Here is a 13,525-nt window from a genome sequence, read left to right as displayed (position 1 = left end):
GGTCACTCGACCCGCGTCCCTTGAGCTTCGGGCTTGTCTTCGTTCCCCACACCTCCGCGCCACCCAGCCGGGCGGCGCCGCGCCACCGGCCGGGGTGGGGGGTGGATGGTGGGGAACGGCGGTGGACATTTGCAGCAGAGCGGATGATGCGCGGCACACGAAGGCCCGGCCGCTCCTCGGGGAAGCGGCCGGGCGGTGAAGGCGGGGGTCAGATGTGTTCCGCGACCCGAGATTCGGGGACGGCAGCCCCAGCGGGTCGGGAGCCCAGGAGCAGGACGGCCGCGATCGCCGCGACGGCGCACGCGCACGCGCCGGCGGTGTAGGCGAGGTGGGTGCCGTCCATGAAGAGGGTGCCGACCTTGGGGAGGACGAGGGGGCGGAGTTCGGCGGGGAGTTTGGCGGCGTCGGAGAGGTCGCCGGCGGCGAGCTTGTCGACGGCGGAGGGGGGCAGGGGCAGGCCCGCCAAGGCGGTGCTCGCGGAGGTGGCGAGGTGGTGGCTGACGATGGTGCCGCAGGCCGCGACGCCGAACACCGAGCCGACCTGCCGCGCCGTGTACCCGACGCCCGAGCCCGTGCCGGCGCGTTCCTCCGGTACGGCGCTGAGCAGGGCGGCGGTGACGGGCGGCCCGGCGAGGCCGGCGCCGAGGCCGAGGAGCAGGAACTGCCACCAGTAGGCGCCGAAGCCGTCGTGATAGCTCACCAGCCGCAGGCCGAGGAGGCCGCCGCCCATGGAGAGGGCGCCGGCCAGGGCCGTGATGCGGACGCCGATCCGCTCGGCGACGACGACTCCGACGATGGACGCGATCGTCACCATCGCCGTCATGACGACCGTCCGCACGCCCGCCTGCACCGGGCTGAGCCCGTCGACCTCCTGGAGGGTGAGCATCAGCAGGAACACCGCGCCGAACATGGCCCCGAACACGGTGAAGTTGATGATCGCCCCGGCGCTCACGTGCGGGTGCCGGAAGAAGTCGAGCGGCAGCATCGGCTGCGGGTGCCGCGCCTCCCGGAGGACGAAGAGGACGAGCAGCAGGGCGGCGCCCGCGAAGCAGCCGACGATGCGCGCCGAGCCCCAGCCCGCCGAGTTCCCCTCGATGAGGGCGTAGGTCAGCAGGCCGACGCCCGCGACGAACAGCAGCTGCCCCAGCAGGTCGACGGCCTGGCCCCGGTCGGGCCGGGCGGCGGGCAGCAGCCGGGCGAGGACGGCAACGGCGAGGACGCCGACCGGCAGGTTGACCCAGAACACGCTCTGCCAGCCGTACGCCTCGACCAGCGCGCCGCCGACCAGCGGGCCCGCCGTGAGGGCGAGCCCGGCGACCGCCGACTGGATGCCGACCATCCGCCCGCGCGCCGTCGGGTCGGGGTACAGCTGGGTGATGATCACCATGGAGACGGGCATCAGCGCGGCCCCGGTGACGCCCTGGGCGGCGCGGGCGACGAGCAGCATGCCGACGGAGCCGCTGAGCGCGCACCACACCGAGGTGAGGACGAAGCCGGCCAGCGCGCCGACGAAGAGCCGCTTGGCCCCGATCCGGTCGGCGAGGGCGCCCGCGCCGAGCAGCAGGCAGGAGAAGGTGAGCAGGTAGGAGTCGACGACCCACTGGAGCCCGCTGACGTCGGCGCCGAGCTTCTCCCGCAGGTCGGGCAGGGCGACGTTGACCACCGTCGTGTCGAGGAAGACCAGGAACAGGCCGCTGAACAGGGCGATCAGCAGCAGCGGGCTCACACGGGCGGGCGGCCCCGGTGCCTCAGACACGCTGCTTCGCCCGCTTCCGGTACTCGGTGACGTCGTGGGCGCTGAACACCTCGGCCTCGCCGCTGCGCCGCAGTTCGCGCAGCCGGGCGACGTTGGGCGTGCGGTCGGGGACGGTCTCGACCTTCTGCTGGAAGGCCTTCAGGCCGGGGGTGCACCAGGGCCGGTCGGCGATCTCGCCGTGGAACATGTACGCGTCCCCGGCGTGCAGCAGCCAGTGGTCGCCGGTGTCGACGGCGACGCCGATGTGGCCGCGGGTGTGGCCGGCCAGCGGGACGAGCAGGATCTCGGGCGGCAGGCCGGGTATGTCGCGCACCGACTCGAAGCCGAACCACCGTTCGCCGTCCGCGAGTTCGTGCAGGACCCAGTTCGGCCGGTGGGCCCACTGGCTCTGCCGGTAGCGGTTGCGTTCGAGCTTGGTGGGCGGGTTCATGGCGGCCCGGTGCTCGGGGCCGAAGGCGTGCACCTGAGCCTCGGGGAAGTCGGCGAGGCCGCCGGTGTGGTCGCGGTCGAGGTGGGTGAGCACGATGTGCCGCACGTCGCGGGGGTCGTACCCGAGGGCCTTGACCTGGTGCAGGGCGGTCTCCTCGGGGCGCAGCACGGGCCGGGAGCGCAGCAGGAAGGCGCGGCCGAGGCGGCCGACGGGGTCGGCGATGTCGCGGGTGCCGAAGCCGCTGTCGATCATCACCAGACCCTGGTCGGTCTCCAGCAGCAGGCAGTGGCAGAGCATGTGCGCGGCCTGGAAGTAGCCACCCTCGCCGTTCACCAGTCGGCGCGAAGGCGGCCGGTAGGTGCCGAAGTTGAGGTGCCGGACGAGCATCTGTCACTTTCCTTTCGCTGAACTGAACTGACCTGACACGACGTCAATATGGCTGCTTCCCCGCCTGGTTGGCCAGCACTCTCAGGTATCCGCGGATCAGCGCCCCGGCCGGCCCGTCGACGGGCAGCCAGGGGGCGCGGTCGCGGTGCCAGGGCCGCGGGGGCGGGGCGTCCCCGGTGAGGGCGGCGGCGAGGTGGGCGCCGGTGGCGGTGGCCAGGGCGAGGCCGTGGCCGCAGCAGCCGCCGGCGAACCAGGTGTTCTCGTCGGTGCGGCCGACGACGGGCAGGCCGTCCCCGGTGTAGCCGACGCGCCCGGTCCAGCGGTGGGTGATCCGGGCCCGGACGGGCAGGCGGCGGGCGAGCCAGTCCCAGGCGTGGAGGTGGGAGGAGGGCCTGCTGGTGGGCGGGATGCGGACGGGGCCGCCGCCCATGACCAGCCGCCCGTCGGGGGTGAGCCGGTGGTACGGGGCGAGGGTGGTGGCGTCGATGACGGCTTCCGCCCCCAGGGCGGCGCGGTCGGCGGCGGCCAGTGGCTCGGTGGCGACGGCGTGCAGTTGCAGCGCCGCGACGGTGCCGACGGGCAGCCGCAGGGTGCGGGCCCAGCCGTTGACGGCGAGCACGGTCTGCCGGGCTCGTACGGTGCCGCCGGGGCACTCCAGCAGGCCGCCGCCGGCGCTCAGCACGGGGCTGCGGTCGTGGCGGCGCACGCCGCGCCGGGCGAGGTCGGCGGCGAGGGCGGTGGTGAGCGCCGCCGGGTCGAGGGTGGCGGCGACGGGGTAGCGCAGGGCGGCCCGGTAGCCGTCGGGGTGGGGGACGGGGCGGACGTCGAGGTCGAGGCGGCGGTAGGCCTCGGCGCGGCGGGCGAGGCCAGCGGCGGCCTTGTCCGTCCGGGCGACGACAAGCTGCCCGGCGACGTCGAGGCCGCAGTCCACGCCGGGTTCGGTCTCCAACTCCCGTGCCAGGGCGATGGTCTGGCGCACCCACTCCTCGCTGGCGAGGTGGCAGGCGCGCGCGGTCTGCTCGCCGAAGCGCTTGACGGCGCGGTCGACGGGCGGGCCGATCCGGGGGCCGACGAGGCCGGTGCCCCGGCCGCTGGCGCCTCCGGCGGGGCCGGTCGCGTCGAGGACGACCACCGACAGCGAGGGGTCGCGGCGCAGCAGGTGGTGGGCGGTGGCGAGGCCGGTCAGGCCCGCGCCGACGATCGCCACGTCCGCCCGGACCTCCCCGCGCACGGGCGGCGCGGAGGGCAGGTCGAGGGGCCGCCAGGGCGGGGCTGCCACCACGTGCGTCACGGGGCCTCCCCCTCGGCCAGGGCCCGGAAGCCCCGCTCGAACCACACCAGCGGCGAGCCGGGCGGTTCGTCGGCCGACACCGCGACCACCCGCCCCACCACCACGCTGTGGTCCCCGTACACCCGCTCCTCCACGAGCCTGCACACCGCCCGCCCGAGGGTGCCCTCCAGCACCGGCACCCCGAGCTCCCAGCCGAACGCCAGCCGCGCGAACTTGGCGCTGCCCCCGGGCCCGGCGAAGGTCGTGGCCAGCGCCTCCTGCCCGCCGTGCAGCAGGTGGACGGCGAAGGCCCGGCGGGTGCGGAGCGCGGCGAGCGTCCCGGACCCGCCGGACAGGCAGGCCAGCATCATCGGCGGCCGCAGCGACACCGTGGTGACGGCGGAGGCGGTCAGGCCGAGCGGTTCGCCGTCCGGGCCGCAGGTGGTGACCACGGTGACCGCCCCGGCGAGGCGCCGGTAGAGGTCGAGGCAGTCCTGCGGGTCGGGTTCGGCGGTGCCGGTGCGGGCGAGCGTCAGTTTCACGGCCGCGCGGCTCCGGCGGTCTCGTCGGCGACGATCTCCTGGGCCTCGCCGAGCAGGCCTTCGAGGATCTTGAGGATGTTGGTGCGCAGGGCGCTCTCGGCGACGGGGTCGAGGATCGCGGCGAGGGTGGGGATGCCGAGGTCGAAGTCGGCGACGAAGCGCACCAGGGTGCCCTCGCCGTCCGGCTCGATGCGCCAGTCGCCGCCGAACTCGGCGAAGTCGCCCTTGGTCTGCTCGAAGGAGATGGCCATGTCGGCGGGGTGGAAGGTGTCCCGCTCGGACCACTTGAGCAGGCCGTTGCGGAAGTGGACGGTCCACTCGGACAGCACCGAGCCGTCGGCCTCGGGCTCGTGCACCTCGACGTTCTTGACGGTCTCGGTGAGCTCCGGGTAGCGGGCGAAGTCGCTGATCCGGCGGTAGGCCTCGGCGGGCGCGACGGCCGGGGCGAGCACGTGGATGGTCACGTTGGGCATGGGGTGGTTCCTTTCCGGTACGCGGGAGTGAGAACGGCTCAGGCCCGCTCGGCGACGGCGGTCAGCGCCTCGGCGAGGACGGTCAGGAACAGCTGGACCTCGTCCTCGGTGAGCGTGGCGGGCGGGGTGAAGCGCAGGACCTCGGAGGCGTTCAGCGAGTGGTTGAGCAGCACTCCGCGGTCCATCAGTTCCAGCAGCAGCTCGCCGACGAAGCGCTGTTCGACGGGCTGGATCGCGATCAGCAGGCCGCGCCCCCGGACCTCGGAGATCAGCCAGGGCGCCCGGGCGGCGACGGTGCGCCGCACACCCGCGATCAGCCGCTCGCCGAGGGCGGCGGCACGGGCGACGACATCCTCGTCCCGGATCGCCTCGACGGCGGCGAGGGCCGCCGCGCAGGCCAGCGGGGAGGCGCCGAAGGTGGAGGTGTGCAGGATCGGGTCCCGGCCGAAGGGCTGGTAGACCTCGGGACGGGCGAGCATGGCGGCGGCCGGGACGACCCCGCCGGACAGGCCCTTGCCGACGAGCATGATGTCGGGGACGACGCCCTCGACGTCGCAGCCCCACCAGGTGCCGAGCCGGCCGAGGCCGGTCTGGATCTCGTCGACGATCAGCAGCGCGCCGAACTCCTGGCAGGCGTCGGCGACTTCGCGCAGGTACCCGGGCGGCGGCATGCGCACCCCGCCCTCGCCCTGCACCGGTTCGAGGATGACGCAGCCGCGACCGGGCCGGGCGGCGAGCGCCCGGCGCAGGGTGACGGCGTCGCCGTACGGGACTTGACTGGTGTCGGGCAGCAGCGGCTTGAACGGCTGCTGGTACTGCCGGTTGGCGGTGACGCTGAGCGCGCCGATGGTCTTGCCGTGGTAGCCGCGCTCGGTGGTGATCAGCGCGGTGCGCCCGTGCGCCCGTGCGAGCTTGATGCCCGCCTCGGTGGCCTCGGCGCCGGAGTTGACGAAGTGCACGCAGTCCAGGTCACCGGGGCTGACGGAGGCCAGCGCCTCGGCGGCGGCGGCCGTCACGGGCTCCAGGAAGACGCGGGTGGCCAGCGGGTGCCGGTCGATCTGCCGCTTGACGGCCTCGACGACCCGGGGGTGGCGGTGGCCGAGGATGAACACCCCGTACCCGCCGAAGTCCAGGTAGCGCTTGCCGTCCGCGGCGGTGACCCAGGCGCCCTCGGAGTGGGTCTCGACGACGGCGCCGAGCATCCGCGCCAGCGAGGCCTTGCCGTGGCCGAAGTGCCGCTCGTACCGCTGTCCGATCAGCTCGGCGTCGACGCCCTCCGCAGCCTCGACGTCGGTACTCATGCCGCCGCCTTGCGGGCCGTCATCTTCTCACGCACCCAGTAGTCGGAGCACTTGCCGAAGGCGTCCTTCAGCTTCGCGTGGGTGACCTCCTCGGCCATGCCCAGCTCCCCGAAGGAGGACTCCATCTTGGCGGAGACCTGGAAGAGCATCATCAGCTCGGCGAACACCCGGAAGTTGTGGCGCACCGAGCGCGGCAGGGTGTCCTCCAGGAGCGGCAGCAGCAGCCGGTCCAGCGCCTCGGTGGGCATCAGTCGCGGCGGGTGCTCCGGCGGGAAGCCGGCCCGCTCGGCGGCCAGCATGGCCTGCTCCACGCACTCGAAGAGGGTGAGGGACTGGCGGCCGGCGGTGAGCCAGAACTCGCCGGTGGTGGTGCCGCGCCGGATCAGCCTGCCGACGGCGCGGGCGGCCACGTCCGAGGGGACGGTGTCGATCGGCGCCTCCGGGCCGGCCGGCAGGACCGGGATGATCCCCATGGCGACGCCGCCGATGACCCGGTGCAGGCCCTGGAAGGCCGCGATGTAGCCGGTCTCGGAGTGCCCGCAGACCACCGAGGGGCGCACGATCACGGCGGGCACGCCGCTGTCGCGCACCAGCTGCTCGGCGGCGGCCTTGGAGTCCACGTACGCGGCCGGGCCGACCTCCTTGTGCTCATCGCCCTGCGGGCGGGCCACGAAGGCGGTGCTCACGAAGGTGAACGGCACGTCGGCGCGGCGCACCAGGCCGAGCAGGTGCTCGGTGCCGGTGACGTTGGCGTGGAACAGCTCGTCCCGGGTGGCCTTCCAGCCGGTGTGGGCGGCGGAGTGCAGCACCCCGTCGATCCGGCCGGCGAGGTGCCGCAGGCCGTCCGCGCCGAGGCCGAGGTGCTCGTCGCCCAGGGTGCCCGGCAGCTCCTCGATCCGCGGGTCGTCCACGGGGGTGCGGTGCCGCAGGCACACCAGGTGGTGGTCGTCGGCGAGTTCGTCGATGAAGGCCCGGCCCAGCACACCGGTGGCACCGGTGAGCAGCAGAGTCGGCTTGCTCACGTTCTTCTTCTCCCTAGATGTACGAAGTCAGGCTGGTGGAGGGGCGGTTGGCCTAGACGATGGCCAGCGCGCCGCCGGCGAGGTAGTCGGCGAGCGGCTCGGCCATCCGGCCGCGCGCCGGCGGGTGCAGGCCGAGCCCGTTGACGGCGGCGGCCAGGTAGGCGATGTCGTCGGAGCTCATGAAGTTGAGGCCGCCGAGGAGTTCGACGGCGCGCGGCACGACCCGGGCGATGGTGTCCTGGGCGGCGTAGCGCACGTGCAGCGAGTCGACCAGCAGGCCGGGCTCGCAGCGCTCGGCGCCGGTCTGGCGGGCGATGTTCTCCACCCCGGCCATCGCCGCCTCCAGCTCGGTGACCAGCCGCACCCTGTCCCCGGCGGGGACCTTCGGGCTGGCCAGCAGCCGCTCGACCAGGGCGCTCGCCGCGCCCAGGTAGCTGGCGGTCATCAGCAGTTCGAACCAGACGAAGCCGGTGGTCTGGATGTCGTCCAGCAGCTCGCCCTCGGGCACGTCGGTGCGCACCACCAGGTCCTCGGGGACGAGCACGTCGGTGACGGTGACCTGGTCGCTCTCCGCCCCGGCCAGCGCGAAGCTGCCCCAGAACGGCGCCACGCTCAGGCCCGGGTCGGTGGAGGGGATCAGCACCACGGCGAGCTGCTCGCCGGGGCCGTCGGTGCGGGGCACCATGACGCTGGCGGTCAGCAGGTCCATCGAACGGGCCAGGCTGCAGGGGCGCTTGGCGCCGCTGACCCGCAGGCCCTGCTCGGTGACCTCGGCGGTCATGCTGGGGCTCAGGATGCTGCCGCCGGGCCTGCCCTCGGCGAAGCCGGAGGCGAGCAGCAGCCTGCCGTCCACGATGCCGGTGAGCAGCATCCACTCGAAGCCGTTGCCGGTCTCGCTGAGCACGACCAGGCTGGCCAGCGAGAAGTGGTGCATGGTGGTGGCCACGGCCAGCGAGGGCGAGCGGGCGCCGATGGCCCGCTGGACCCGTACGGCGCTGAGCGCGTCGGCGCCCAGGCCGCCGTGCTGGGCGGGGATCAGCAGCCCGGCGCCGCCCGCCTCGCGGAACAGCTTGACGCCGGGGTTGCCCTGGGCCTCCAGCGCGGCGAGCGGCAGGGCGGCCAACTCGGCGTCCAGGCCCGGCAGCAGTGCTTCCAGGGCGGCGCGTTCCCGGTCCAGGAATCCCATCTGTACAACCCTTCGGTGCGGTTCGGTGCGGTTCGGTGCAGGGCTACGGAGTGCCGGCGGGGCTCAGATCGCGTTGGTGAGCCGCATCAGGCCGAGGATGGCGCCGAGGCTCGCCCCGCCGTCGAAGGCGAGGTACTCGGGCAGCACGGTGTGCGGGTCCCACTTCTCCTTGTAGGCGACCTGCGTCGCGGAGGGGTACACCTTCTCCCCGTGCTCGGCGAGGAAGCGGACGACCTTGGCGACCATGGGGCTGGCCGAGGCCACCTCGTGCTGCGGGTCGAGCCCGGTGAACGGGGTGAACCCCAGGTGCAGCCAGCCGGCGCCGTCCTCGCAGAAGGTCTGCACGGCCTGGGCGTTGATCGCCTCCATCACCCCGGGCGGGGCCTCGCGGCGGCGCCGGGTGAGGTCGTGCAGCCAGCCGGGCCGGGTGCCGTAGACCGGCGAGTACGAGATGTAGCCGATCACCTCGCCCTCGATCCGCCCGACGAACAGCCGCCGCAGCGGGGCGGCCTCGCCGGTGCGCTCGCCGATCAGGAAGGCCAGTTCCTTGGCGAAGCGGCCCTTGCCGCGCAGCCAGTCCCGGTCCAGTTCGGTGAGTTCGGCGTCGACCTCCAGCGGGTCGGCCTCGGCGACGACCAGCCCGCTGCGCTTGGCGCGGGAGATCTTGTTGCGCAGCCGGACGAACTTGGAGCCGCGCAGGGTGAAGCGGGCCAGGTCGATCGCGTAGGAGGCGCCGATCTGGTTCACGGTGAAGCCCTGCGTGGCGTACAACTCGGCGTCCTCGCACTGGAGTTGGACGGCCATCAGCTTGCGCCGGGTGGTGCGGGCGTGCTCCTGGAAGGCGGCGAGCAGCGGGGCGCGGTCCTCCTCGGCGGCGAAGGGGCCGCCGAACTGGACGAGCCGGCGCCCGGCCGTGCGGTAGGCGATGACGCCGTCGAGGCCGTCCGCGCGGAAGTACTCGGTGCGCGTGTTGAGGGCCAGGAAGGCGCTCGGGTTGTCGGCGTGCCGCTCCAGCGCGGAGCGGACGTCCTCAAGCCGAGACGGGGCTGACGGCATCGGCGGCGCTCCTCTCTCCCGTGGAGCCCTCGGCCGAACCCCCGGCCGGACGCGGCGAGGGGGCCGCGGCGTACGCGCCCTCGAACGCGGCGAAGGCCGGGTGCCGGATCGGCTCGAAGGACGTACCCAGCGGCTTGAGCGAGTTGCCGAACAGGCCCCGGTCCCCGAAGAGGTGGACGGGCAGCGCCAGCAGCGCCCACTCGGGCTCGACCAGCCACGCCCACAGGCCGGCGACGACCATCGAGGTCAGCAGGCTGTGCATGACGTTGTAGGCCACGTAGTAGCCCCTGGCGATGTCGCCCCCACCCGCCCGCCGGTACGCGATCGCGCCGGGGATGTATCCGACGAGGTCGATGACCAGGAACAGGGCGATGAAGACCGGCCAGCGGATCTCCCCCAGGTGCGTCAGGGTCAGGAATACCGCGACGCCGAGGCCCGCCAACCATTCCAGGCGGGTCCAGAGGAACGTTTTCTTCGTTTCGAAACGATTCAGTGCATCCATTTCAACCCCACCTCAGTGCCCGTCCGGGCGGCGTGCCGGGAAAAGTCTGCGTCAAGTACGCGGCCCCGGCGGGGGTTGGCGCCCCCCTATCACTCCCCTGTCTTTCGACCCCCCGGGGTAGCGGCGGGGTGGCCGCGGAGTAGGGGTGCACCCGGCCCTCCGGGAGGCCGGCCCACCCCCCGAAACCGGAACGCCACACTCCCGCCGACCCCTCGACATCTCGCCGCCGGAAACCGCCCACACGGGCCGACACGCCCGCCGCACGCCACCCCGGCCGCGATCGAATCGTGACCTTCCGCCGCCGCGCGCTGGCTCGACACGGGGATGGTAGGGGGGCGCACCATCCTCCACCCCTGCTCAGCGGCCCCGGGCCGCCCGCTCCGGCCGGGCTCCAGGGCGCCTCGAGCCTCCGGGCCTACGGGCGGGTAGCGAGAGGTCTGTCACATAAGGAGCACCTAAGCACTCAGATACGCTCCCGTAGCGTATGGAAATCCTCTAAAGTCCGGCTCAGTGCTCGGACCACCCGCCGCACGCGCCCCCGCGGGCGACGGGTGCCCGAGGGGTCCGACCCGGGGGAGCAGTAGGGGTCGGGCCGTCACTGGGTGGCCTGCACGTCGCTTATCGGGGACACGAGTCGACACCGGAAATCGCTGGCTGCGGTCAATATGGGGGAAGAGCGCGATGGCTCTGATTGAAATGGGTGACGCGCTGATCACCCTGAGCGATATCTTTTCCGAGATCAAAGACAGACGGGGACGAACTGTCGTGGTCAGCGGCTCGCTGGCCACCGGCGGAACCGAACTGCTCCATTCCTTCTGCGAACTGGTCCAGGAGTCCGAGGCACTCCTTCTCACCGCCACCGGCTCCTACTCCGAGCGCGACGTCCGGCTGGGCGCCCTCAGCCAACTCGTCCACCACTCCCCCCTGCCCGCCGACGTCCTGCGCCGGCTCGCCGAGGCCGTGGCCGAGCAGCCGCGCGGCGAGGGCGGCGCGCCGGCGGACGTCGCACCCCGCCGGGAGACCGGCATCATCCAGGAGGTCTGCGACGCCGTCCTCAAACTGGCCGAGCAGCGCCGCGTCGTCCTCGCCGTCGAAGACCTGCACTTCGTCGACCAGGCCTCGCTGCGCGCCCTCCTCTACCTACGGCTGCGCATGCGCTCCACCTGCAGCCTGCTCGTCCTCACCGAGTGGACCGAGTCCTTCACCACCCCGCTGTCGCTGCGCGTCGAGCTGACCCGCATGCCGCACCAGCGGATCACCCTCGACTCGCTCTCCACCAGCGGCGTCGCGCGCCACCTCACCGGCCCGCTCGGCGCCCGCGCCGCCGCCCGCATGGCGGGCACCTACCACCGGTTAACGGCCGGGAACCCGATGCTCGTCGACGCCCTCCTGGAGGACAACGCCACCGCCGACGAGAACAACGCCGCCCTGCCCGTCGTCGGCCCCGCCTTCGAACGGGCCGTGCTCACCTGCCTGCACCGCTGGGAGCTGGGCCTGGTCGACATCGCCCGCGGAGTCGCCGTCCTCGGCTCCCACGCCTCCCCCCACCTGATCGGACGGCTGCTGAGCTCTCCCCCGGACGGCGTCGCCCGGGGCCTCACCGTCCTCGCCGAGGCCGGCCTGCTGGAGGACGGGCGCTTCCGCCACCCGGCCGTGGCCGCCCTCGTCCTCAAGAACCTCCCGCCCGAGGAGGCCGGCGGACTGCACTCCCGCGCCGCCGAACTGCTCTACGAGAACGGCGCCGCCGCCGGCGACGTCGCGCACCACCTGATCGCCCTCGACGACGTCCCCGGGCCGTGGGCGGTCACCCTGCTGCGCGAGGTCGCCAAGGAGGCCCTGGTCGTCGCCGACGACGCCCGCCTCGCCACCCAGTGCCTGGGCCTGGCCCTGCGGCACTGCGCCGACGGCCCCCAGCGGATCTCCGTCGCCGCCGAGCTCGCCATGGCCCGCTGGCGCACCAACCCGTCCGCCGCGATCCGCCTGACACCCCTTCACACCGTGCTGGACGAGCGGGAGCTGAACGACCGCGACGCCGCCATGGTGGTGCGCAACCTGCTCTGGCGCGGGGACCACGACCAGGCCGTCAACGCCCTCGACCGCCTCCACGGCAGCGCCACCGCCCCCGAGCCCCAGGCCGCCGCCGAACTCGACCTCACCTACCTGTGGATCTACGGCCCCCGGCTCGTCCGGGCCGGCCGCCAGGACGCCGAGGCCGTCCGCAGCGCCGCGGCCGCCGACAGCGACCCCTGGAGCCGCGCCGCCGCCCTGCTGTACGCGGCCCTGCACGACTGGCAGCGCGACGACCTCGTCGAGAGCTCCTGGCACCTGCTCAGCAGCTCCCGCCTCAGCGAGACCTCCCTCGGCGTGCTCGCCTCCACCCTGCTCTGCCTCACCTACGCCGACGAACTCGAGTGCGCCGCCTCCTGGTGCGACAGCCTCATGGCCGAGGCCGCCCGCCGCCGCGCCCCCGCCTGGCAGGCCATGCTCGGCTGCGTGCGCGCCGACCTCGCCCTCAGGCGCGGCAAGCCCGCCCTGGCCGGCGGCTACGCCCGCGACGCCCTCGACCAGGCCAACGACCAGAGCTGGGGCCTGCTCGCCGGGTACGCGATCTCCACCCTCCTCCTGTCCGCCACCGCCACCGGCGCCTACGAGGAGGCCGAGGCGCTGCTCCAGAAGTCCTCGCCCGGCAACCTGTACGAGACCGTCTTCGGGCTGCGCTACCTGCACGCCCGGGGCCACTTCTACCTGGAGACCAACCGGGTCCTCGCCGCCTTCAGCGACTTCCAGAAGTGCGGCAACCTCACCCGGGAGTGGGGCATCGACATCCCCGCGATCGTGCCCTGGCGCGGCGACCTCGCCCAGGCGCACCTGCGGCTCGGCCACCAGGAGAAGGCCCGCGAGCTGGTCACCGAGCAGCTGGCGCTGCCCGGGGCGATCGGCACCCGGCTGCGCGGCACCTCGCTGCGCGTCCTGGCGGCGAGCAGTCCCCAACCGGACAAGGTGCCCCTCCTGCGCGATGCTGTCCGTCTTCTACGCGCGTCCGGCGATCTCCTGGAGGCCGCCCGGGCCACCGCGGACCTCGCCAACGCCTATCAAGCCGCAGGTGAGACGGGTCGCGCCCGCCGCGTGGCCCAGCGGGCGCAGGAGGAGGCCGAGTCCTGCCAGATCCCGGCCCTCGTCACCGGCCTGCTCGACTACGAGCAGGAGAGCCCCGTCGAACCGGAGCCGCCCCGCCCGGCCGCCGAGCCCGCCCACCCGACCGCCGACACCCGCTTCTCCGACCTCAGCGACGCCGAACTGCGGGTCGCCGCCCAGGCGGCCCTCGGCTACACCAACCGCGAGATCGGCATGCGGCTGTTCATCACCCCCAGCACCGTCGAGCAGCACCTGACCCGCGTCTACCGCAAGCTGCGCATCAACGGCCGCCGGCACCTGCCCCTGGAGCTCCTCCAGACGGCCACCGCCGACGCCCCCCGCAGCCCCGTCCCCGCCGGGGCCGGCGCCGGGGCCACGCCCGCCCAGCGCCAGGCCGTCTAGCGGCAAGCCCGGGAAGCACGACGAAGGCCCGGCCGAGGGTGATCCCCCGGCCGGGCCTTCGTC

11 protein-coding genes are annotated in these 13,525 nt (G+C 73.7%); 1 reads left to right on the top strand and 10 read right to left on the bottom strand.

Annotated features, from left to right (window positions below; all coding sequences use genetic code 11):
• Nucleotides 1-208 precede the first annotated feature (208 nt).
• From ACIRRS_RS12025 to ACIRRS_RS11980, 10 genes are all read right to left on the bottom strand, one after another.
• Nucleotides 209-1,756 (bottom strand): MFS transporter, encoded by a 1,548-nt coding sequence (locus ACIRRS_RS12025; RefSeq protein ID WP_402968531.1) that lies wholly within the window; start codon nt 1,754-1,756, stop codon nt 209-211.
• Nucleotides 1,749-2,573, bottom strand: coding sequence for an MBL fold metallo-hydrolase (locus tag ACIRRS_RS12020; protein ID WP_402968528.1), 825 nt, complete (start codon nt 2,571-2,573; stop codon nt 1,749-1,751). Before ACIRRS_RS12020 ends, ACIRRS_RS12025 begins: the two co-directional genes overlap by 8 nt.
• A 43-nt stretch (nt 2,574-2,616) precedes the next feature.
• Entirely contained in the window at nt 2,617-3,864 is a 1,248-nt protein-coding gene (locus ACIRRS_RS12015) for an NAD(P)/FAD-dependent oxidoreductase (protein ID WP_402968525.1), read from the bottom strand.
• Nucleotides 3,861-4,385 (bottom strand): flavin reductase family protein, encoded by a 525-nt coding sequence (locus tag ACIRRS_RS12010; protein WP_402968522.1) that lies wholly within the window; start codon nt 4,383-4,385, stop codon nt 3,861-3,863. The genes ACIRRS_RS12015 and ACIRRS_RS12010 overlap by 4 nt, the downstream gene beginning before the upstream one ends.
• Complete coding sequence (locus ACIRRS_RS12005; protein ID WP_402968519.1) at nt 4,382-4,858, bottom strand: type II toxin-antitoxin system RatA family toxin; 477 nt, start codon at nt 4,856-4,858, stop codon at nt 4,382-4,384. Before ACIRRS_RS12005 ends, ACIRRS_RS12010 begins: the two co-directional genes overlap by 4 nt.
• 38 nt (nt 4,859-4,896) lie before the next feature.
• On the bottom strand, nt 4,897-6,159 hold the full coding sequence (locus ACIRRS_RS12000) for an aspartate aminotransferase family protein (RefSeq protein ID WP_402968516.1): 1,263 nt from the start codon (nt 6,157-6,159) through the stop codon (nt 4,897-4,899).
• Nucleotides 6,156-7,181: an SDR family oxidoreductase gene (locus ACIRRS_RS11995; RefSeq protein WP_402968513.1), complete on the bottom strand. Its 1,026-nt coding sequence runs from the start codon at nt 7,179-7,181 to the stop codon at nt 6,156-6,158. The genes ACIRRS_RS12000 and ACIRRS_RS11995 overlap by 4 nt, the downstream gene beginning before the upstream one ends.
• A 52-nt stretch (nt 7,182-7,233) precedes the next feature.
• Complete coding sequence (locus ACIRRS_RS11990; RefSeq protein WP_402968510.1) at nt 7,234-8,367, bottom strand: acyl-CoA dehydrogenase family protein; 1,134 nt, start codon at nt 8,365-8,367, stop codon at nt 7,234-7,236.
• Nucleotides 8,368-8,430: 63 nt separating this feature from the next.
• On the bottom strand, nt 8,431-9,423 hold the full coding sequence (locus tag ACIRRS_RS11985) for a bifunctional lysylphosphatidylglycerol flippase/synthetase MprF (protein WP_402968507.1): 993 nt from the start codon (nt 9,421-9,423) through the stop codon (nt 8,431-8,433).
• Nucleotides 9,398-9,925, bottom strand: a complete 528-nt coding sequence (locus ACIRRS_RS11980; protein WP_402968504.1) for a hypothetical protein — start codon at nt 9,923-9,925, stop codon at nt 9,398-9,400. Before ACIRRS_RS11980 ends, ACIRRS_RS11985 begins: the two co-directional genes overlap by 26 nt.
• Before the next feature lie 765 nt (nt 9,926-10,690).
• Here ACIRRS_RS11980 and ACIRRS_RS11975 point away from each other — a divergent pair.
• A complete protein-coding gene (locus ACIRRS_RS11975) occupies nt 10,691-13,462 on the top strand; it encodes a LuxR C-terminal-related transcriptional regulator (protein WP_402968501.1) in 2,772 nt (923 codons plus the stop codon).
• Nucleotides 13,463-13,525 lie beyond the last annotated feature (63 nt).

Origin of the sequence: Kitasatospora sp. NPDC101183, from assembly GCF_044767945.1 — a bacterium.
In the GTDB taxonomy this organism is placed as follows: domain Bacteria; phylum Actinomycetota; class Actinomycetes; order Streptomycetales; family Streptomycetaceae; genus Kitasatospora.
Note: the sequence above shows the minus strand (reverse complement) of the source record. Positions and strands in the feature narration are given on the sequence as shown.

What these genes read in the sequence shown, in the direction of transcription:
- ACIRRS_RS11980 (WP_402968504.1), bottom strand. Translation starts at nt 9,925, where the DNA reads ATGGATGCACTGAATCGTTTCGAAACGAAGAAAACGTTCCTCTGGACC.
- ACIRRS_RS11990 (WP_402968510.1), bottom strand. Translation starts at nt 8,367, where the DNA reads ATGGGATTCCTGGACCGGGAACGCGCCGCCCTGGAAGCACTGCTGCCG.
- ACIRRS_RS12020 (WP_402968528.1), bottom strand. Translation starts at nt 2,573, where the DNA reads ATGCTCGTCCGGCACCTCAACTTCGGCACCTACCGGCCGCCTTCGCGC.
- ACIRRS_RS12005 (WP_402968519.1), bottom strand. Translation starts at nt 4,858, where the DNA reads ATGCCCAACGTGACCATCCACGTGCTCGCCCCGGCCGTCGCGCCCGCC.
- ACIRRS_RS12000 (WP_402968516.1), bottom strand. Translation starts at nt 6,159, where the DNA reads ATGAGTACCGACGTCGAGGCTGCGGAGGGCGTCGACGCCGAGCTGATC.
- ACIRRS_RS11985 (WP_402968507.1), bottom strand. Translation starts at nt 9,423, where the DNA reads ATGCCGTCAGCCCCGTCTCGGCTTGAGGACGTCCGCTCCGCGCTGGAG.